Annotated in this window: 18 protein-coding genes; 15 read left to right on the forward strand and 3 right to left on the reverse strand. The window is 38.0% G+C overall.

The window, feature by feature from the left end:
* Positions 1 to 62: 62 nt before the first annotated feature.
* From ACKWBX_RS05995 to ACKWBX_RS06035, 9 genes are all read left to right on the forward strand, one after another.
* Positions 63 to 1,457 carry a di-heme oxidoreductase family protein gene (locus ACKWBX_RS05995; RefSeq protein WP_413967741.1) on the forward strand — a complete coding sequence of 465 codons (1,395 nt, stop codon included), beginning with the start codon at positions 63 to 65 and terminating at the stop codon, positions 1,455 to 1,457.
* 1 nt (position 1,458) lies between these two features.
* Positions 1,459 to 2,568 carry an imelysin family protein gene (locus tag ACKWBX_RS06000; RefSeq protein WP_413967742.1) on the forward strand — a complete coding sequence of 370 codons (1,110 nt, stop codon included), beginning with the start codon at positions 1,459 to 1,461 and terminating at the stop codon, positions 2,566 to 2,568.
* Between the two features lie 158 nt (positions 2,569 to 2,726).
* The gene (locus ACKWBX_RS06005) at positions 2,727 to 3,947 is read left to right on the forward strand and encodes a DUF4856 domain-containing protein (protein WP_413967743.1); all 1,221 of its coding nucleotides are present in this window, start codon (positions 2,727 to 2,729) and stop codon (positions 3,945 to 3,947) included.
* A 177-nt stretch (positions 3,948 to 4,124) separates the two neighbouring features.
* Complete coding sequence (locus ACKWBX_RS06010; protein WP_413967744.1) at positions 4,125 to 5,255, forward strand: imelysin family protein; 1,131 nt, start codon at positions 4,125 to 4,127, stop codon at positions 5,253 to 5,255.
* A gap of 6 nt (positions 5,256 to 5,261) precedes the next feature.
* Positions 5,262 to 6,629: an HTTM domain-containing protein gene (locus ACKWBX_RS06015; protein WP_413967745.1), complete on the forward strand. Its 1,368-nt coding sequence runs from the start codon at positions 5,262 to 5,264 to the stop codon at positions 6,627 to 6,629.
* Positions 6,610 to 9,099 (forward strand): TonB-dependent receptor domain-containing protein, encoded by a 2,490-nt coding sequence (locus ACKWBX_RS06020; RefSeq protein WP_413967746.1) that lies wholly within the window; start codon positions 6,610 to 6,612, stop codon positions 9,097 to 9,099. Before ACKWBX_RS06015 ends, ACKWBX_RS06020 begins: the two co-directional genes overlap by 20 nt.
* Positions 9,100 to 9,167: 68 nt before the next feature.
* The gene (gene guaB, locus ACKWBX_RS06025) at positions 9,168 to 10,640 is read left to right on the forward strand and encodes an IMP dehydrogenase (protein WP_413967990.1); all 1,473 of its coding nucleotides are present in this window, start codon (positions 9,168 to 9,170) and stop codon (positions 10,638 to 10,640) included.
* 281 nt (positions 10,641 to 10,921) lie between these two features.
* The gene (locus tag ACKWBX_RS06030) at positions 10,922 to 12,805 is read left to right on the forward strand and encodes a family 16 glycoside hydrolase (RefSeq protein ID WP_413967747.1); all 1,884 of its coding nucleotides are present in this window, start codon (positions 10,922 to 10,924) and stop codon (positions 12,803 to 12,805) included.
* A 26-nt stretch (positions 12,806 to 12,831) separates the two neighbouring features.
* The gene (locus ACKWBX_RS06035) at positions 12,832 to 14,763 is read left to right on the forward strand and encodes a plastocyanin/azurin family copper-binding protein (RefSeq protein WP_413967748.1); all 1,932 of its coding nucleotides are present in this window, start codon (positions 12,832 to 12,834) and stop codon (positions 14,761 to 14,763) included.
* 10 nt (positions 14,764 to 14,773) lie between these two features.
* On the opposite strand, the gene ACKWBX_RS06040 is transcribed toward ACKWBX_RS06035, so the two are convergent.
* Both ACKWBX_RS06040 and lysA read right to left on the reverse strand, forming a co-directional pair.
* Complete coding sequence (locus tag ACKWBX_RS06040) at positions 14,774 to 15,307, reverse strand: thioredoxin family protein (RefSeq protein ID WP_413967749.1); 534 nt, start codon at positions 15,305 to 15,307, stop codon at positions 14,774 to 14,776.
* 60 nt (positions 15,308 to 15,367) lie between these two features.
* A complete protein-coding gene (lysA, locus tag ACKWBX_RS06045) occupies positions 15,368 to 16,606 on the reverse strand; it encodes a diaminopimelate decarboxylase (RefSeq protein ID WP_413967750.1) in 1,239 nt (412 codons plus the stop codon).
* Positions 16,607 to 16,860: 254 nt separating this feature from the next.
* On the opposite strand from lysA, the gene ACKWBX_RS06050 reads away from it, so the two are divergent.
* From ACKWBX_RS06050 to ACKWBX_RS06060, 3 genes are all read left to right on the forward strand, one after another.
* Positions 16,861 to 17,499: an LON peptidase substrate-binding domain-containing protein gene (locus ACKWBX_RS06050; protein WP_413967751.1), complete on the forward strand. Its 639-nt coding sequence runs from the start codon at positions 16,861 to 16,863 to the stop codon at positions 17,497 to 17,499.
* A 140-nt stretch (positions 17,500 to 17,639) separates the two neighbouring features.
* Complete coding sequence (gene sucC, locus ACKWBX_RS06055; protein ID WP_413967752.1) at positions 17,640 to 18,833, forward strand: ADP-forming succinate--CoA ligase subunit beta; 1,194 nt, start codon at positions 17,640 to 17,642, stop codon at positions 18,831 to 18,833.
* Positions 18,834 to 19,124: 291 nt separating this feature from the next.
* On the forward strand, positions 19,125 to 19,451 hold the full coding sequence (locus ACKWBX_RS06060; protein ID WP_413967753.1) for a hypothetical protein: 327 nt from the start codon (positions 19,125 to 19,127) through the stop codon (positions 19,449 to 19,451).
* A 34-nt stretch (positions 19,452 to 19,485) separates the two neighbouring features.
* Here the strand turns inward: ACKWBX_RS06060 and ACKWBX_RS06065 are convergent, their stop codons facing one another.
* Positions 19,486 to 19,851: a DUF1456 family protein gene (locus ACKWBX_RS06065; RefSeq protein ID WP_413967754.1), complete on the reverse strand. Its 366-nt coding sequence runs from the start codon at positions 19,849 to 19,851 to the stop codon at positions 19,486 to 19,488.
* Positions 19,852 to 19,968: 117 nt separating this feature from the next.
* Between ACKWBX_RS06065 and ACKWBX_RS06070 the strand changes: the two genes are divergently transcribed.
* The 3 genes from ACKWBX_RS06070 (at position 19,969) to ACKWBX_RS06080 (ending at position 21,712) form a co-directional block, all read left to right on the forward strand.
* Complete coding sequence (locus tag ACKWBX_RS06070) at positions 19,969 to 20,370, forward strand: TerB family tellurite resistance protein (RefSeq protein WP_413967755.1); 402 nt, start codon at positions 19,969 to 19,971, stop codon at positions 20,368 to 20,370.
* Between the two features lie 166 nt (positions 20,371 to 20,536).
* A complete protein-coding gene (locus ACKWBX_RS06075; protein WP_413967756.1) occupies positions 20,537 to 20,959 on the forward strand; it encodes an Hsp20/alpha crystallin family protein in 423 nt (140 codons plus the stop codon).
* Positions 20,960 to 21,391: 432 nt separating this feature from the next.
* A complete protein-coding gene (locus ACKWBX_RS06080) occupies positions 21,392 to 21,712 on the forward strand; it encodes a hypothetical protein (protein ID WP_413967757.1) in 321 nt (106 codons plus the stop codon).
* The last annotated feature ends 443 nt before the right edge of the window (positions 21,713 to 22,155 follow it).

Raw genomic sequence — 22,155 nt, forward strand, 5'->3', positions numbered from 1 at the left:
CAAATAGTTAGTTTAATTAAAGGAAACTGGACTCGAAAGAGTCCGGTTTTATCATTTTTAAAATGAGTAAATCAATATTTTTAAGCATCATATTTTCAATTGCTTTTTTACTTTCCTGTAATAAGGAAGAAATTATAATTCCTTTAATTCCAGAAGAAGGAGAAGAACTTTCCGGAGGGAGCAGTACATCAAATAACTTTTCCGCAGAAGCCTTTGGTTTTGCGTCTCCCGGTCTGTCTTTTGATGAACGGGTAACTTTCGGAGTCGGGAATTCTCTTTTTAATCAAAGTTGGGTCACGGCACCTGCATCTACTACAGCACGTGATGGTTTAGGCCCCTTTTTTAATGCTAGGAATTGTTCTGGTTGCCATTTTAAGGATGGTCGTGGTAGACCCCCGGAGTTTAACGGTGAACTTTCCCATGGGCTTCTATTAAGGTTGGGCCTATTGGAAAAGAATGCCAATGGCTCAAATGTAGGTGATCCGGTCTACGGTACGCAGCTTCAGGACAACGCTATTTTAAGTGTTCAAAAAGAAGGTACCTTGATTGTTACGTATCAAACTTTAACAGAAACATATCCAGATGGCAGTACGGTAGAATTACAGAAACCGGAATATGGGTTTTCCGGTTTAAGCTATGGGGCGTTGGACCCGTTGACCAAAGTTTCGCCAAGAGTGGCCAATCAAATGATCGGTTTGGGACTTTTGGACGCCATTCCGGAAACCACCCTCCAAAGTTTTGCAGACCCAAATGATATGGATGATGATGGTATTTCCGGTCGTATAAACCTTGTTTATGATATAGCGGAAAATACCATGAAAATAGGTCGGTTTGGTTGGAAGGCCAATCAACCGAACATTAAACAACAGGTGGCAGCGGCTTTTTCGGGAGATTTGGGTATTACCTCCTCGCTTTTTCCTAACGAGAACTGCCCTACACCTTTAAATTGTGACGGCATTGCAAATGGAGGAACTCCAGAGATACCGGATGATAATCTTGATAGAGTAGCTTTTTATGCCGCTTCTTTGGCAGTTCCTGCTCGTAGGGATGTTGATAATGAAAAAGTATTGGAAGGAAAAGAAATATTTGAAAGTATAGATTGTACAAAATGCCATATACCAAAAATAGAAACGGGCCCATATGAAATAGCGGGCCTTGCCAATCAAATTATCCGGCCCTATACTGATTTATTGTTACACGACATGGGAGAGGGGCTTTCCGATGGTTTGCCAGATTTTGAGGCCAATGGCAACGAATGGCGAACCCCTCCATTATGGGGTATTGGTCTCATAGAAACAGTAAATGGTCATACCAATCTGCTTCATGACGGTAGGGCCAGGAATATTGAGGAAGCTATACTTTGGCATGGCGGCGAAGCTTTGCGATCCAAAGAAAAGTTTAAAGGCTTATCCAGTGAAGCACGTAGTAAATTAATTCAATTTTTGAATACATTATAAGATGACAAAGAAACAAATAGTTATAATCCTTGGTATTCAATTGGTACTGTTAATTATTTCTTGTGGTAATGATGATGTGCAGGGTACTGAAAATGAAGCAAAAATTACGGTAGCTGAAGGTAGGGCCATGCAAGTAAGTGATTTATATGATAATCAGATTAAGATGCTCCAAACCGTACATGTAGAATTAGTGGGCAAATTGGTTGTTGGGACTGAGGAATTTATTGAAAATCCATCCGAACAGACCCTAATCAATATTAAAAATATATGGGAAAATTCCTTTTTACATTGGAAAAAGGCTGAAATATATAACTTGGGTGTTGTTCAAAATTCTTTTATACATACACGTATTCATCAATGGCCGATTAATACTTGCGTTATAGAAAGAAATATTGAAAGCACTGATTTTATTGACAGTGAATATATTGCTAAAAATGGCGCAAATAGTAAAGGATACGGTGCTATTGAATATATGATTTACCGTGGCAGTACGGATATGGTTCTTTCTGAATTTATATCGCTTCCCAACTACGAAAGACGTGGAGAATATTTATTGGCCCTTGCAAAGAACTTAAACGAAGAAGTTTTAGCACTTCAAAAATTATGGGAAGAGGCTCAGTCCGCTCTCAAATCAAATTTGGAAACCGGTGTCAACGGGAGTCAAAATCAAATGGTCAATGCACTTATTGCCGCGCTGGAATCCATTAAAAACAGAAAAATAGAAGAGGCATTGAATTCGGAAAATGAGGGAGTCGAAAAACTAGAAGTATTTAGGAGTATGCTCAGTAAGGAAGCTATAGTAGCAAATTTAAATACGATACAAGAAAGTTATACCGGTGATTATGTTCGAGAAGAAGGTTTTGGTCTAGCATCATATACGACGGATGTTTTAAATCGTCCCGAATTGGACAATGCCATTCAAGAAGCTATACAATTGGCCATATCCAACCTAAATCAAATTGAGGGATCTTTGGAAATGGCAGTTGAAAATGACATTGATGCGATTGAAACATTCAGAGAAAGCATTCAAGAGGTCATCGCTATTTTCAAAACCGATTTTTCCAGCGCGGCAAATATTGTAGTAACCTTTAATGACAATGATGGGGACTAATTCATTAATCTATCCAAAGACACAAATTTTACCTAAATGTTAAATCTTTAAGTTTATTTAGATTTAATTTAAATAAACTTTGTGTAAGTCAATTTTGCGATTAAATTTGTGCTCTCAAACAATCTATTTATAACAAGTCTAAATAAACTTAACAAATAATGAAAAAATTAGCTTTTTCTTTGATTGCAACTACCGGATTATTATTTACTTCTTGCGACAAGGATGATGATGGCCCAGGCGAAATAAGTAAGGAAATTGAAAATCCAACAAGTTACACTTTCACTAGAGATGGAGAGAGTACGGTCAATTTTTCAGGTCAGACGACTCGTATAGCAATGGGTGAAGAAATTTTAAGCTTGATCAAAGACCCAAATACAACAGCTGAAAAAATGGTGGCCATGTATGGGCATCAAGAAGGAGAGGATAATTTCTCCGATACTGATTTAAACGCTTCCGATAAAAATATGATAAGTAAAACGGCAGCTTCTGAAGACTATTTTTCCAATAGTCCTTCCGTGCAAGCTGCTATCAGGGCCGATTTTGAATCGTATTTGAACAAACAGGCCAGTGAAGTGTTTCCAAACTGGGGCGTAGCTGCAGCGGCCGGAACGGCAGGCCAAATTTCGGACGGTTCATCTACTCGATATATTAGCGCAAAAGGGCTGGAGTATGATCAGGCCTTTACGAAGGGGTTGATAGGGACACTAATGGTAGACCAGGCTTTGAACAATTATTTAAGCCCGGCAGTACTTGATGAAGCGGACAATAGAGCGGAGAACGATGCCGGTACAGTGGCAGAAGGAAAGTCCTACACCACTATGGAGCATAAATGGGATGAAGCTTATGGTTATGCATTTGGCTTGAATGCTGATGCTGCAAATCCCAATGCGGATTTAGGTGCGGATAGTTTTTTGAACAAATATATAGGTAGAGTAGAAGGCGATGCCGACTTCGCCGGAATAGCAGATGCTATTTTTCAAGCATTCAAATTAGGCCGTGCGGCTATTGTGGCCGGAGATTATACGGAGCGTAATAAGCAAGCAGACATCATTAAGCAGAAAATATCCGAGGTAATCGGTATTCGAGCGGTATTTTATCTACAGCAAGGTAAAAATGCCCTTGCACAGGAACCAACTGCTTTTGGAACAGCTTTTCATGACCTGTCCGAAGGTTATGGTTTTATATATAGTCTCCAATTTACCCGAAAGCCCGGTACGAACGAACCTTATTTCACAAAAGCTGAAGTAGACGCTTTTTTGATCGACTTGATGGATGATGGTATTAATGGACTTTGGGATGTGGAAACTGCAACATTGGAAGATATGGCGACGGATATCGCTGAGCGATTTGACTTTACATTAGAGCAAGCATCAGAATAGTTTTAGGTTATGATGTTAATAAAAAAGTGGTTTATTCTTATTCTGGAATAGACTACTTTTTTTACTTTCGCATTTAATTAGAATAAATAAAAATAAGGATAGCAATCTTTAATATTGAATGTAGTCGGAACAAGGTTTTTTAGCGAACAACATTTTACCGTTTTGAAAAATATACAAATGAAAAAGATACTCGGAATTCTATTTTTAACGACCATTTTTTGGGCCTGTAGCTCGGATAATGGAGGCGGTGGGGAAATAACGGATGATGGTCCAACGCCGGTAAGTTTTCAAAGAGGTCCCATGCTGGCCAACTGGGCGGATAATATCATCATTCCGTCTTACGAAGCTTTTTCCGCCGAAATGGAAAGTTTGAACACGGCCTTTTCTTCGTTTAAGGCAGATGCAAGTGTGTCTAATTTAACTGCTTTACGATCATCATGGTTGTCTGCCTATAAAGTTTGGCAGAGCGTTTCCATGTATGAAATTGGCCCGGCTGAAACGGTTGGACTGCGTTTAAATATGAATATTTATCCTACGGATGCTTCAAAAATAGAAGGTCATATAGCCTCTGGCAGCTATGACCTTTCACTTTCTTCCAATAGGGATGCCAAAGGTTTTCCTGCATTGGATTATTTGATAAATGGCTTGGGAGAGGATGATGCAACAATTGCCGCTAAGTATAATGACACGGATAAGGAAGCACTAATAGCATATGCCGAAGCTGTTTTGGAAGATATGACTACGCTTACAAATCAAGTAGTTGCGGAATGGAGCCAAGGATATAGAGATACTTTTGTGAATAATGATGGGGCTTCTGCCACAGCATCAGTAGATCGTTTTGTAAACGATTATATTTTCTATTACGAGAAATTTCTCCGAGCGGGAAAAATGGGAATACCATTGGGTGTTTTTTCTGGAACCAAGTTTCCGGAAAAGGTAGAGGCGTTCTATAAAAGTGATGTTTCCAATGAATTGTTTTTGGAAGGGTTGAACGCCGTTCAGGACTTTTTCAACGGAAAGCATTTTGGCAAAACAACTTCTGGAGTAAGTTTGGCTTCCTATTTGGACGATTTAAATTCGGTCAAGGATGGCGAGGATTTAAAGCAATTGATCAACAATCAGTTCAATGAAGCGCGTAGTGCGGTAACCGGATTGGGAAGTTTTAGGGAAGAAATTCAAAATAATTCACCTGCCACACAAATGCTATTGGCATATGATGAGGTACAAAGAGCGGTACCGCTGTTAAAGGTAGATATGGTTTCTGCAATGAGCATCAGTATTGATTTTGTTGATGCCGACGGGGATTAATAATCGATGAGTACATTTATTAATAAACATATAAAAACCCAGGTAGAGGCCGCCCCTTTGGCGGTCTTTCGCATTTTATTCGGTTTGATGATGTTTATGAGTATTGTAAGATTTTGGAGCTACGGGTGGATAGACAAACTATACATTGAACCTAAATTTTTCTTTTCATATTATGGTTTTGAATGGATCAAACCCTTAGGGAACTACACCTATCTTTTGTTCATTATATGTGGATTGGCATCAATTTTTATAGCACTTGGTTACAAATACAAATGGGCGATCATTACCTTTTTTCTCAGTTTTACCTATATCGAATTAATGGATAAGACCACGTATCTAAATCATTATTACTTTATAAGTATCCTAAGTTTTCTAATGATTTTTTTACCGGCAAATGCCTATTTTTCTATTGATGCGGCCAAAAACCCTAAAAAAGCGTTTCAGTACGTTCCGGCTTGGACGATAAACAGTATAAAAATTTTACTGGGAATCGTGTATTTCTATGCAGGTTTGGCCAAATTGAACTCGGACTGGTTGTTGAAGGCCATGCCTTTGAAGATATGGCTTCCCTCTAAATTTGATGTTCCTTTATTGGGAAATCTGTTGAGTCAAGAATGGGTGCAATATGCTTTTAGTTGGATCGGTGCCGGATACGATCTGGCCATCCCTTTTTTATTGTTATACAGAAGAACAAGACCTTTTGCTTTTGCTTTGGTCGTTATTTTTCATGTATTGACTAGGGTGCTTTTCCCCATCGGGATGTTTCCGTACATCATGATCGTTTCCACACTTATCTTTTTTGATGCAAAAGTACATCGGACTATTTTAAAATACCTGGGCTTATTACTTAAAATCGATGTCAATCGTTTCAATACGGACAAAAGGTTACCAATTCCTTCGACTTTAAAAAACAAAATGACAAAATGGGTTTTGATACTGTTTTTTGCAATACAGCTACTGTTTCCTTTTCGATATCTATTATATCCGGGAGAACTTTTTTGGACAGAGGAAGGGTATCGGTTTTCATGGCGGGTTATGCTCATGGAGAAATCGGGTTATGCTCAATTCAAGGTGGTAAACGGGAATACGGGAAGATGGTTCTATGTGGATAATTCCGATTTTCTTACTCCATTTCAAGAAAAACAAATGGCATTTCAGCCTGATTTTATTTTGGAATATGCACATTACTTAAAAGAACATTTTAAAAAGGACGGGCATAAAAATGTTCAGGTTTTTGTGGATAGCCGTGTTGCTTTAAACGGAAGGTTAAGCACTACCTTTGTCGACCCAAAAACAGACTTGGTTCAAGAACGCGAATCATTTGCGCATAAAAAATGGATAATACCCTTCAAAGATGAAATTAAAGGAATTTAGTTGTTTATTGATTTTGCTTTGTTCTTTTTCGGGATGGTCACAAATGACCATTTCAGGAACGGTAACCAATGCCGAAGGAAAACCAATTCCAGATACCGAGGTATATCTAAAGGAATTACAACTTTTAAAAAATACGGATACCGGAGGTCGTTTTGAGTTTACGGACGTTCCGGGAGGAAAATATACGATTTTGGCATTTGCCTACGAGTACGAGGTTTTTGAGAAAGAGTTGACGTTCGATAATCCCATGTCCATCGAAATTAAATTAAAACCACTGGAGGCCGAAGCGTTATCCGAAGTAGTTTTAATTCAACGAAAGGAAAAAGTATTCGCGCTAAAACAACTTAAAAAAGTAGAGGGAACGGCCATTTACGCCGGTAAAAAAAGTGAGGTAGTCTTGCTGGACGGGATAACGGGTAACTTGGCCGCTAACAACCCGAGACAAATATACAGTCAGGTCGTGGGGTTGAACATCTATGACAATGGGGATGCGGGACTGCAGCTGAATATTGGCGGTAGAGGTCTGGACCCCAATCGCACGGCCAATTTCAATACACGCCAAAACGGTTATGATATCAGTGCCGATGTTCTAGGCTATCCCGAGAGCTACTATACGCCTCCTGCGGAGGCCTTGGAAGAAATTCAAATAGTGCGTGGGGCAGCATCCCTGCAATACGGAACACAATTTGGGGGGTTGGTCAATTTTAAGTTTAAAAAGCCAAATCCCAATAAAAAAATAGAACTCGTTACCCGCCAAACTTTAGGTTCCTATGATTTATTTACCAGTTTTAACAGCTTAAGCGGTACGGTAGGGAAGTTGAGTTATTATACCTATTTTAATTATAAAGAAGGAAACGGTTTTAGACCTAACAGTAATTATAATAGTAGGAACTATTTTGGCCATGTAGGGTATCAATTTTCCGATAGGACAAAGCTGACCTTGGAAACCACTTTTCTCAACTATTTGGCAAAACAACCCGGTGGGCTTACCGATGCCCAATTTTTGGAAGACCCTACATTTAGCAACAGGGAACGCAATTGGTTCAATGTGGATTGGAAGATGTACGCATTACGGTTGGACCATAAGTTTTCGTCAAAAACAGATTTTAGTTTACAGCTGTTCGGTCTGGATGCATCAAGAAAAGCCTTGGGTTTTAGGACAAACAGGGTTTCACAACCGGATGTTCCCCAAAATGAGGATGGGGAATTTGAACCCCGTGAGCTATTGGTAGATAATTTTCAGAATTGGGGTGCGGAAGCACGGGTTTTGACAAGATATAAACTTGGAAATACGGAGTCCGCTTTGTTATTGGGCTCTAAATTTTATAAGACGGCGAATGACCAGAGGCAAGGACCGGGAAGCAATGGTTTTAATGCCGATTTTGACTTTGCCGATGACGATTTTCCGGATTATGATAGGCAATCCCAGTTTGATTTTCCCAATTTGAATATTGCTTTTTTCGGTGAGAATATTTTTAATATAACTTCTAAATTTACGATTACTCCGGGATTCCGTTTAGAGCATATCAAAACGGAAAGTATTGGTTCTTTCAAGAACATTCAAAGGGATTTGGCCGGCAACGTTACCCTGAACGAGGATATTGAAGATAACAGAATTTTTGATAGAACTTTTGTACTGCTGGGTCTGGGCGCCACGTATAAGGTTTCTCCCAGTATAGAATTGTACGGTAACTTCTCCCAGAATTACCGATCGGTTACTTTTAACGATATCAGGGTCGTGAATCCATCTTTTCAGGTGGATGCCAATATCACCGATGAAGACGGTTTTACGGCAGATTTGGGTTTTAGGGGTAGATATAAGGATATCCTTGCCTATGATGTGAGTGGCTTTGGATTGTTGTACGATAACCGCTTGGGAGAGATTCTAAAGCCTGCCACCCGAATAGATGCCGATGGAAATGAAATTGAAACAGGAGGCATAGTTCGTTTTCGCGGAAATATAGGTACAGCTTTTATGTACGGATTGGAAAGTTTTGCCAACTGGAGCTTGAAGGAAACCTTATTTCCTACTTTGAAAAAAGTAAAACTAAATTATTTTGTGAATCTAGCATTGACCAATTCTGAGTATTTAGAATCAGAAGAAACGAACGTAGAAGGAAATCAGGTCGAATTTATTCCGGCGGTAAACTTGAAAACTGGACTGAATTTTGGGTATAAGAATCTCTTGGGAAGCCTTCAATATACCTACTTGTCCAAACAATTTACGGATGCCACCAATGCGCTACAAGATGTAACGGACAACCAAAGAGGTATAGAAGGGGAGATTCCTGCGTATGACATCATGGATTTTAGCCTTTCGTACACCTATAAAAAATGGAAACTTGAAGCAGGAATCAATAATGTTTTGGATAACAGTTACTTCACTAGAAGGGCTACCGGATACCCTGGACCTGGAATTATTCCTTCGGAACCTAGAACGTTTTACACTACTTTACAATTTAAGTTATAGGGCGAATATGGTAGGTTGATAACCAATAAAAATCACTACATTTGCACGCAATTAAATCCTTAATTGCTATGCAAGCCCACCAAAATAAAATTCTCGGAGAAGGTCTCACCTATGATGACGTTCTGTTAGTACCAGCGTACTCTGAAGTGCTTCCAAGGGAAGTCAGTATCAAATCAAAATTCACTAGAAATATTACGATCAACGTTCCTATTGTTTCCGCAGCTATGGATACCGTGACGGAAAGCAGAATGGCCATTGCCATTGCACAAGAAGGAGGTATTGGGGTATTGCATAAAAATATGACTATTGAGCAGCAAGCCTTAAAAGTCAGAAAGGTGAAGCGTGCGGAAAGCGGTATGATCATGGACCCCGTGACCTTGCCCTTAAATTCTTTTGTGAGGGATGCGAAAGCCTACATGAAGGAATATAGTATTGGAGGTATTCCAATAGTGGATAATGTAGGTAAATTAATCGGTATCGTTACGAATCGTGATTTGCGTTTTGAAAAGAATAATGACCGACCTATTTCCGAGGTCATGACCTCGGAAAATTTGGTGACGGTCGGTAAGGGAACTTCTTTAGATCAGGCCGAAGATATTTTACAAGAAAATAAAATTGAAAAATTACCGGTAGTCGATAAGGATTATAAATTAGTGGGATTGATAACCTTTAGGGATATCACAAAACTGACCCAAAAACCCAGTGCCAACAAGGATCAATACGGTCGTTTAAGAGTTGCTGCGGCATTAGGAGTAACAGGAGATGCCGTAGAAAGAGCGGAAGCATTGGTAGATGCCGGGGTAGATGCTATTGTAATAGATACCGCTCACGGTCATACGGCCGGGGTAGTGACTATTTTGAAAGAGGTAAAGAAGAAGTTTCCTGAACTAGAAGTTATCGTGGGAAATATAGCTACCGCGGAAGCGGCAAAATACTTAGTAGATGCCGGTGCCGATGCTGTTAAGGTCGGAATAGGTCCCGGGTCTATATGTACAACAAGGGTTGTCGCCGGAGTAGGTTTCCCGCAGTTTTCTGCCGTATTGGAAGTAGCCGCTGCTGTAAAAGGTTCCGGGGTTCCTGTAATTGCGGATGGAGGAATCAGATATACAGGAGATATACCAAAAGCCATTGCGGCCGGAGCGGATACCGTAATGTTAGGTTCACTCTTGGCAGGTACAAAAGAATCACCCGGAGAGACAATAATTTACGAAGGACGAAAATTTAAATCGTATCGTGGCATGGGCTCTGTAGAGGCGATGAAACAGGGGTCAAAAGACCGCTATTTTCAGGATGTTGAGGACGATATCAAAAAATTGGTTCCAGAGGGTATTGTAGGCCGTGTGCCTTATAAAGGCGATTTATTTGAAAGCATTCATCAGTTTGTTGGTGGTTTACGTGCCGGAATGGGATATTGCGGTGCCAAGGATATTGAAACCTTAAAAGAAACCGGAAAATTCGTAAAAATAACGGCAAGTGGTATCAATGAAAGCCACCCGCATGATGTTACGATTACAAAGGAATCACCTAACTATAGCAGGTAATTCTTCAAATAGTTTAGAAAGGGTTTTCAATTTATTTTGGAACCCTTTTTCTCGTTTGTTACTTCATTTCAAATACATTAGGCATTTTTCTGCGAAAACCTTTTCTTTCTTTTCGTTATACTAAAAAGACTATTGGAGACCCTGCATATATTACATTATTGATTTAATGCTTTAGATGGTTATTTTAAGTATTACACTCCATACTATTTGATTTTTACCATATAAGCAAAAAAGCACTAGTGTTTTTACTATCTTCCTATATTATCAGTTAAAAAAATACAATGAGAAAAATAAGGTGTTTAGAGGTGTGTTTAGGATTTGCCTTTTTGCTGTTTATAAATTGTAATGAAAAACCCCAAGAAATTGTAAAAAAAGAAAACGAGGAGATGATTACATCTTTACCATTTTCTGAAATTAATTTCGAAAATTTGGAATCTCTTAAAACGGTTGGAAACAATTGGAAAGTGGTTGGACAGGTGCTTTCGGACTTCTCGAAAACACATGATATACAGACAGAGACCGGCACAGGTATTTTAGTGAATCAAAACACGGAGACTCAAAAAGCAAATCTGTTCACCGTTTTTGAACATGAAGACATTGAGCTTGATATAGAGTTTATGATGCCCAAAGGTTCCAATTCCGGTATTTATTTTCAGAGTAGATATGAAATTCAACTTTTTGACAGTTGGGGCAAGGATGACCTGACCGTACAAGATTGCGGTAGTATTTATGAAAGATGGGATGATTCCAAACCTGAAAATAAAAAGGGATATGAAGGTCGCCCACCTAGTCAAAATGCGTCAAAAGCACCCGGATTGTGGCAACATTTATATGTAAAGTTCAGAGCTCCCAGATTCGATGCTGATGGAAATAAGATTGCGAACGCACGTTTTGAAAAAGTTGTACATAATGGTGTTAAGATTCATGAAAATGTAGAGGTAACAGGAGCTACAAGGGCAGCCAGTGCAGAAAATGAACCAGAAGTAGTCAAAGCGCCGTTAATGTTTCAAGGTGATCACGGACCCGTAGCTTTTAGAAATATGAAATACAGGTGCTATGGAAATGAATTCATGTTCATTACAAATTTAGCTTATAAGTATTATGAAGTAGAAACCCCGGTTTTGAAGTTGCCAAATCTGGATGATCTAACGGTAGTAACGTCAGATACTACTAGTACAATGGATATAGATAAACTTTCCAAACGTAGGGATGGAGTAGCCTTTAGATTTACCGGAAACCTTAATGTGCCAAAACAGGGAGACTATTTATTTCATTTGTTTTCGGACGATGGCACAAAAATTTATATTGATGAAAAATTGTTAATAGACGGAGATGGTAAACACGCTTCCAATCCACCAAAACATGGTATGATAAATTTATCCGAAGGACTTCATAAGATACGTGTAGATTATTTTAATGATGACGGGCAAAAAGAATTAATGTTGCAGTATGAAGGACCGGAACAAGAACTGCGTACTCTTCAAGGACAGCGTCCAATTCAACCAAAAGAGAAGAAAACACCCTTTTTGGTAAAAGCTGTTACATCTCCGGAAATGATTAGAAGCTTTGCCTATTATGGTGACGAAAAGCGTACACATGCTATATCCGTTGGTAATCCGGAGGGTGTACACTACACCTATGATCTTAATACGGGAAGCCTCTTGAAAATATGGAAAGGAAATTTTGCCAATGTTACGGAAATGTGGCAGGGTCGTGGAATAGAGCAGGTCCTGGTGCCTCAAAGCGTATCCTCGGAAATAACCGAAAATATTATTGCAGCACAATTGGAAAGCAACGAGGCTATATATCCTGAAGGACTTCCGACAAATATAAAAGGTAATGGATACAGTATGAACCAAGAAAAAAGGCCTGTTTTTAAATATCAGCTTGGAAACATGATGCTCTTCGATTATTATTCTCCTTCGGCGAACGGCGATGGCCTAATAAGAACGCTTAAATCCAAGGGCGCAGATACTTTATATTCGAGAGTGGGTATGGGAGAATCAATTGAAAAAGTGAATCAAGACTATTATAATATCGACGGTAAATACTATTTAAAAAATGAAGGAGAGGTAGAGCCTTTTATAAGAGAGGTGAACGGCACATTGGAGTTGATGTACGAAGTTAAAGAAGGCAAAGAAGTAAAATATTCATTATTGTGGTAAATAGTAAGAAAATTAAGCAGTATAAGATGAAAGCGTTAAAACATATTTTATCCTTTTTGGTACTATTGATGTATAATCAGGTATGTGGTCAGGCTCAAGATACCGAAGCCATGTATTATCCCATAGAAAAAATCTCGATACCCGAAGAAATTGCCTTGGAAATAGGGGGTCTGGCATTTAACGATAAAGGTCAGCTCGGCGCCATAACCAGAAGGGGAGAACTGTGGTTGATTCTGAATCCCAATAACGATAATCCCAACTTTGTGAGATTTGCCCATGGGTTACACGAACCACTGGGATTGGCCTTCAAGGATGGTTCCTTTTATGCCAACCAACGTGGTGAACTGACCAAAATCACGGATACCGATGGTGACAATGAAGCGAACGAGTACGAGACAATTACCACTTGGGAACTGTATGGTAATTATCATGAGTATTCCTATGGTCCTTTATTTACCGAAGATGGTGATATGGTAGTGACATTGAACCTTGGATGGGAGGGTAAAGGGGTAAGTAAATCCAAATGGAGCGGTTGGATGCTCAAAGTTTCTCCAAATGGCGAGGTAAAACCCTATGCTACAGGTCTACGTTCACCTGCGGGTATGGGAATTAATGCCAATGGTGATATTTTCTATACCGAAAATCAAGGGGATTGGGTAGGTTCTGGCCGTATGACGCATTTGGAACTCGGTGATTTTGCCGGAAATCCTGAGGGGTTGCATTGGTCCCAAGAGAAAAATTCTCCCCTGTCTATAAATTTTGAAGACATTGACGATACCAAAGAACTTACACTGTATGAATATAAGGATGAGATCGATGCGGTAAAACCACCATCAGTATGGTTCCCCCACACATTAATGGGAATTTCTACATCGGACATTGCGTTTTTCAATGATAAGATGGGGCCATTTACGGGTCAGATGATGGTAGGGGACCAAGGCCACAGTAAAATTATGCGTGTTTTTCAAGAGAAGATAAACGGGGTATACCAAGGCGTGTGCTTTCCTTTTATTGATGGCTTTTCCTCAGGGGTTTTACGTTTGCAGTACAATCCGGAGAAAGATGCTGTTTACGTTGGGCAGACGAGTAGAGGATGGGCTTCTAGAGGTCAGGACTCTTACGCTTTGGAGCGCTTTTCTTGGACAGGTAAAATGCCTTTTGAAGTTAAAACCATTAAAGTAAAATCGGACGGTTTTATGCTAGAATTCACGCAACCTGTTAACGAAGCATCGGCAAAAGAGATAGCTTCTTACCAAGTAACGGACTTTACTTACAAGTATCATCATTTTTATGGCAGCCCTGTACATATGAAAGAAGCCAGAACAATCAAGGCGATTGAATTGTCGGAGGATGGTTTGAGTGCTACCTTAAAACTGGATAAGTTTAGAAAAGGTTTTATTTATGAAATAAAGGCATCTGGCGTTAAAAACAGAAGCGGCAAACCTTTATTGCACGACTTTGGATATTATACTTTGAACGAAGTTCCGGATGAAAATAATAGTATTGTAGCATCAAGTAACGATGTAACAACAAAAGTTGAGTCATCCAACCTGCGTGTCACTGAATTGCCCGCGGCTTGGAAAGGTAAGGTTGATGTAGAAATACAATTAGGAACCTTACCCGGCTTAAAATTCGATAAAACGGAATTAACGGTTAAAGCCGGTGAAAAGGTAAAGCTCACGTTCAATAATAGTGATGATATGCCTCATAATTTTGTATTTGTAAATCCTGATAAAGCAAATGAGGTGGGTGAGGCAGCTTTAAAACTTGGTTTGGACGGTATGGAAATGAGTTTTATTCCAAAATCGGACGAAATTTTGGCACATACCAACATGGTGGCTCCACAAGATGCGGAAAGTATTTATTTTACAGCTCCTACCGAACCGGGAATATATGAATATGTATGTACCTTTCCGGGACACCACACCGTGATGAGGGGAATACTAAAAGTTGAATAAAAGAAATTAACTATTTTCTTGAGCTAGTATAGGATTTCCAATCTTTCTCTTTATAAATATCGTCTCCAAAGTATTTGGCAATATTTAGAAAGGGTTGAGGTTTTTGATAACCTGGTACGGGAGATAGCATATTCATTTCCTCATCCAGAAAGATGGTAGTAGGATAACTCATTCTACCTTGCATCAACGCGGCAGCGAACTCGTGGTAGCCTTTTCTTCCAGAAGGAACAAAGTTGTAGGTCTTTCCTTTGAACTCAATAGGCTCTTTGCCTTCCCCATCCATCTTTACCATATAAAAATTCTGTGACATATAAGCGGCAACTTCGGGATTTTGAAAGGTGTCCTTATCCATTTTTTTGCACCATCCACACCAATCCGTATACACATCGATAAAAACTTTTTTAGGGTTTTCATCGGTCGCGGCCAATTCAGCTGCCTCGTTCCAAGTAAGCCAAGTTACTTCTTGGGCATACGTAAATGTGCATATTAAAATGAACGCTATATAAATGAATGATTTTCTTAAAAAGGAAAATTCAGTTTTCATGGTATTTTTTTGAGGAATTAGTCCAATAACTATACCAAAACTAACGTTTTTTTTATGTGTTTATTTCACTTTGGCCGTTTGCTTTACTGAAAACAGATCTTTGACATCCACTTGATTTTTAATCAAATCATCAAAATCTTCACGTTCCCTGATCAGAATGGCCTTACCCTCGTGCCATAGCACTTCTGGCGGTCTAAATCTGGAGTTGTAATTACTGGCCATGGTAAAACAATAAGCTCCTGCATTTTTAAAACAGAGAATATCGTCTTCCTTTATTTCATTGATACGTCTGTTGCTCGCAAATGTATCTGTTTCACAGATATATCCGACTACAGAATAATAACGTTCCCGTCCTCCCGGATTTGAAATATTTATGATTTGGTGGGTAGATCCGTATAACATGGGTCTGATCAAATGATTAAACCCTGAATCTATGCTGGCAAATACCGTAGAAGTGGTCTGTTTTACAACATTTACCTTAGCCAAAAAGTAACCTGCCTCGCTTACCAAAAATTTGCCCGGTTCAAACGCCAATGTAAGTTCTTTGCCATAATCCGCACAAAATTCATTGAACCTAGTGCTTAATTTTTCACCTAATTCTTCAATATTGGTTTCTATATCGCCCTCTTTATAAGGTACTTTAAAACCACTTCCAAAATCGATGAAATCTAGATTTTTAAAGTTTTTAGCTGTCTCAAAAAGAATTTCAGAAGCATAAAGGAACACATCTATGTCAAGAATATCGCTTCCGGTGTGCATATGGATACCATTGATATTCATTTTGGTCAGTTCTACAATTCGTAACAGATGCGGTATCTGATGAATGCTAATACCGAACTTAGAATCGATATGTCCGACGGAAATATTGGAGTTGCCACCGGCCATCACATGCGGATTAATACGTATACACACGGGAATATCCGGATGTTTGCTACCAAATTGTTCCAAAATGGAAAGATTGTCTATATTGATGCGAACTCCCAATTTTGCCGCTTCCTCTATTTCCTGTAGCGAAACGCCGTTCGGGGTAAATATGATGGATTCCGGTTTAAAACCTGCCAATAGCCCAAGATGTACTTCTTGAATGGAAACTGTGTCCAATCCGCTGCCCAAACTGTTCATTAAACGCAAAATGGAAATATTGGAAAGAGCCTTGGCCGCATAGTTGAGCTTTAGGTTTTCAACAGTGCTAAAAGCTTTTGTCAACCGATTGAATTGAGCTATTATTTTTTCGGAATCGTAAACATAGACAGGGTCGCCATATGTTTTTGCAATATTGAGTAAATCGGCATTTTTCATCTAAAATACATTTTGAGCAAATCTAGCTTACCTTTCCGGGTTCACAAAAAAAATCAATATAAAGTAGAAAAATACAACAAAATGTTATATTTAAAACTTTTTGTATTTCTTTTTTATGCTTGTCCTGTTGGGCAAACCGTCGTATTTTTAAAATATAATATAGTTGGTAAGTGTCAATAAATATAGACTGAATTCAATTCACAGTAATTGGATTTGCACTCAGAAAAAATTAACTAGAAAAGCTTTTTACATAAATGAAATTACCTTTATTTCCGTTACAATCCATTTTTTTTCCCGGTGAAACTGTTCCGTTACACATATTCGAGCCTAGATACAAGGAACTCATTAATGACTGTAGAACGGAGGCCATCACTTTTGGAATACCCGTTTATATTAATAATGTACTGGAATATGGGGTAGAAGTACAACTTGTTGAAGTGGTTACTACTTATGAAAATGGTGAGATGGATGTTGTTGGGGTGGCCCGGCAAGTTTTCAAGATATTGACTTTTGAGAATGAAATGGAAGGTAAATCTTATGCGGGTGGTCTGGTAGATTTTTTAGAATATGATTATGAATCCGATGTGGCTTACAAACAAAAAATAATCAATAAGATTCAAGAATTATATGGAATGATGGAAGTACCCTTTTCTACAATCCCCATGGATAAATTCAACAGTTTTACATTGGCCCATAAAATCGGATTGTCCTTTGAACAGGAGTATGAATTATTAAAAATACCTACAGAGATGGAGCGTTTGTCTTTCTTGAACAAGCACTTGACCTCTACGATAGCGGTATTAAGCGAGGTAGAGCGCACTAAGAAAACGATAGAAATGAACGGACATTTCAAAAATTTTGACCCGTTGGATTTCAAGGATATCGAAGTGTAGTATTACTTATATCTTAAATTTGGTCAACAATAGATTTAATGGTGAAGTTTTGGTAACGTAAACTATTATCCTCGTTTTAATCCTTCATAATTGTTGCTTCTTTGTTATTTTTGCACAACAAATAAAAATCACCTGAGAATATGAATCTTCACGAATATCAAGGAAAAGAGATATTAGCTAGTTTTGGCGTTAGAATCCAAAGAGGCATTGTGGCGCATAACCCAAAAGAAGCTGTTGATGCCGCTAAACAATTAACGGCCGAGACGGGAACGGGATGGCATGTCATTAAAGCACAGGTACATGCAGGCGGAAGAGGAAAAGGTGGTGGAGTAAAATTGGCCAAAAACCTAAAGGAAGTAGAAGAAATTGCGGGTCAGATTATCGGGATGAACCTTGTTACGCCCCAAACTTCCGCGGAGGGTAAAAAAGTTCATCAAGTATTGGTTGCGGAAGATGTTTATTATCCGGGTGATAGCGAAACAAGCGAGTTCTACATGTCCGTTCTATTGAACAGAGGCACGGGAAGAAATATGATTATGTATTCTACCGAAGGGGGTATGGATATTGAAGAGGTTGCTGAAAAAACGCCACATCTAATATTCAATGAAGAGATAGACCCTGCGACGGGACTTTTACCTTTCCAAGCCAGAAAAATTGCTTTTAACCTTGGTCTTTCTGGAACGGCGTTCAAGGAAATGACCAAGTTTGTAGCGTCTTTATACAAAGCATATGTGGAAAGTGATTCCAGTATGTTTGAAATTAACCCGGTACTAAAGACCTCCGATGATAAGATTATGGCGGTAGATGCCAAAGTCTCGATAGACGATAATGCTTTGTATAGAAGAAAGCAATACGCAGAGATGCGTGATCTTAGGGAAGAAAACGATATTGAGGTTGAAGCCGGGGCACTGGGACTCAACTATGTAGATTTGGACGGAAACGTAGGTTGCATGGTAAATGGTGCCGGTTTGGCCATGGCCACTATGGACTTGATCAAAATGGCCGGTGGAGAGCCTGCTAATTTTTTAGATGTTGGTGGTACGGCAGATGCTAAAAGGGTAGAGGAGGCTTTCAGAATAATCTTAAAGGATGATGGTGTAAAAGCTATCCTAGTGAATATTTTTGGCGGAATCGTACGTTGTGATCGTGTTGCCAATGGTATTGTTGAAGCTTACAAGAACATGGGAGATGCCATTAAAGTTCCAATTATCGTAAGATTACAAGGTACCAATGCGGAAATAGCCAAGGAAATTATAGACAATTCCGGTTTGGCAGTACATTCTGCAGTACAGTTTCAAGAAGCGGCGGATAAAGTTAAAGAGGTTTTGGCCTAGATTTCATTCTTAAAAATCAAATATTTTCAAAGCAACATTATCTTAATGTTGCTTTTTTTATGTGGCGTTTTAAGAAAAGTTCTTTTGTTTGAAAAGATGGTTAAGAATGTTCGGGATTGACCTAATTATCATTTATTAAATATAATTTTGAGTTGTCTTTGAGAGTTATTGAATCGACTAAAAATATTGCTTATGACATTTTTATTTATAAAGAAAACGTCTTTTAGTAATTCATTATCAATCAATTGTTAACCATCTCTAAAAAAACAAACGGAGAAAAAACAACAAGTCATGAAAAAAATCAGTTTAGTAGTAGCGGCCTTTTTAATAGTAACAGGCAATGTTTTGGCAAACGGTTATGTTGAAGGTGTAAAACCAAAAAACAACATTTCCGCTCAAATTTCAAAAATGCTTTCTAAAGGTAAATTTACGAAGGGAACATCAGCTCAGGTACGATTTACATTAAATAACGTAGGAGAGATTGTAGTGCTTTCCGTTGATAGCGATTCAGAGCAGTTTGAAAGTTTTGTAAAATCTAAATTAAATTATAAAAAAATTGAACTGGACAAAGTGGAGGAAGGTAAGCTATATACTATTCCAGTTAGAGTAGAAGCTTAAATAATAGTATTAAAAAAAAATCCTGAAGCCAACTTCAGGATTTTTTTTTGTTCTTATATTTTACCGGAGACACAGCGCTGTCATATTTTTTATGTTGTTTACTTTTGAAGTTTTTCCCCTGTACCACTACTTTTGGAGCTATTTTCTTTCGGAGAAGAACTTCTCCTGGATTTTTCGGATTTTCTTTGGTGCCTCTCAAATGCAGCACAAGACCGTTCAAAAAATTGCGCAGTACCTGATCTCCACACTCCATGTAATTAGGATGCTCTTCATTTCTAAAAAAAGCGCCTAATTCACTTTTGGACATCTTAAAATCTACAAGGGTTAGAATGTCTACTATTTCATCGTCCCGGAGCTTGAGGGCAACCCTCAATTTTTTGAAAATATCGTTATTGGTCATTCGGATAAATTTATTGCAAGGTATTATTATTTGAGCAATACTATTGGCTAACCGCCTATACTATTTCCAGTTTTTTTAAGTTATTTAAATAGTTGTTGGTAAGGAAATTATAGGAAAATGAATAGCGAGAAGGAAAAGTTGAGTATTCTATCGGAAATGATTGCATTTGCAAGGGTAGATAATACCGTGAAGCAGTCGGAGTACGACTTCCTTTTTAGTGTAGCGCAGCAACTTAATGTATCCAAAAAGGTATTCGATTCGCTTTTCAAAGAGGAAGCGGAGCACGTTATACCCAAGTCTCAAGCAGAACGAATTGTGCAGTTCCACAGATTGGTCTTATTGATGAATGTGGATAACCACCAGGATTTAATCGAAATAAAACGCTTGCACGATATGGGGCTTTCCATGGGTTTGCCACCTTCCGCTATACAACAAGTGCTCGCCATCATGCATAAATACCCTAATAAGGTGGTTCCACCAGAAGTCCTTATCAATATTTTTAAGGCACATTACAATTAAATTTACTTCGAAGGCTGTCAAGATTGATTAGAAAATCAATCTAAAAGCGACTTTTTGTCATTAAGTATAACATTAAAACGGACAAAAAGACAGATAAAAAGCTCTGGTACAACATTTGTCCTATTCAAGGCGTAATGAAAAGTTTAACCTTGTAAAAGATAAAATCATGAGTTTAATAAAAAGAAACGATGTGCTATTTCCATCATTAATGAATGAAATTTTCAAGCCGGATTGGTTTGGTGGATTGGAGAACCATAACACTATGCCAGCGGTCAACATTAAGGAAAATGAAAAGGATTTTGAATTGGAACTCTCCGTTCCAGGAAGAGCAAAAGAGGATTTCAATATAGAAATTGATGATAACGTCCTTACCATCTCATCTGAACTTAAAAATGAAAAAGAAGTTTCAGAAGAGAATTATACGAGAAGAGAATTTGGATACTCGTCTTTTAAGAGAGCATTTACACTTCCAGAAAGTGTAGCTAGCGATAATATAAAAGCGAACTACGAAAACGGTATTTTAAAATTTAATCTTCCTAAAAAAGAAGAGGCTTTACCAAAGCCAAAAAGAATGATAGAGTTGTCATAAAGTAAAATTTATGTGACTAAAAATTTAGATTTTCATAGTTATTGTTTGGTTGGTTAGTTTAAAAAGTGTCTTGATGAATGTCAAGGCACTTTTTTTATTTTAAAAATAGGACCAAAAGTAAGTATGCCAACATAAAATTTTTCACCTGATTTTCTAAAATATGATAATGGAATGTCTATAATGATATGTTTCAAATATTAAATAATTATAATTATTTGAAAACTTTTTTTGATGAAAATATAATTTTGTTATCATTTTCAGATATTAAAATGAATTATCATCAATAAATCAGTATCATAAATATCTGTTAAAACTGATAAGCTGATGTTATTTGAAATTAATTCCACGAACAAAGTGCCATCATATAAATATCCGTTACGGAAAACAAATTAATAAAACGAAAAATAGATTAAAATGAAAAAAATCAACGTAATGATGGCAATGTTAGCTTTAATGACTTTAAGCAATGTATTTGCCAATGACTTGGATAAAGCTGTTAAGCCTAAAACTGAATTGTCAAAACAGATTTACACACTCCTTGAAGATAACCCTTTTACGGTAGAGGATGAGTTGGTGGCAAACGTTAGATTAACGTTTAACCAAGCTGGAGAAATAGTGGTATTGTCTATAGAGGGCACTAACGCTTCTATAACTAGTTTTGTGAAAAGTAGACTTAATTACACTAAGGTCGACTTTGCAGGTAAAGTAGAGGGAAGGGTTTATACGTTGCCCGTAAAGGTTGTAGCATCCTAATTTCCGAATACGAAATCAACCTAAAAGGCTCTGGATTTTTTCAGGGCCTTTTTTAATGCAACTATTAAACTAAAATTATCGGTTCAATTTGCTTCCTATGTTTAAGTTTTAATTTTAGTTGCACGCGGCGCACTAATTCAAAATAGTAAAATTTGATTGTTGTGTTATACGTGAAAAGTAAGTGGAATTCGGCTAGGCATATTTTTGATTTTTGAATAATGGTTTTTGATGATTTAACGAATAGGGGAGCATAGCAAAAAAATACTTTTGACAAATTTATGGAGTGTGAAATCGATGTTGTTTTTACTATTTATGAAGTGATTTATCAGACTAATTTTGGCTATTTTTAACTTGAAAAATACAGTGAAATAATCAATTTTTAGGGTCGTTAAAATAACCTTACATTTATTTTATAAAGCGAAAATAGATTTCTTTTTTATGCG

It is taken from the genome of Maribacter algae (genome assembly GCF_047345745.1).
Taxonomy (GTDB): Bacteria; Bacteroidota; Bacteroidia; order Flavobacteriales; family Flavobacteriaceae; genus Maribacter.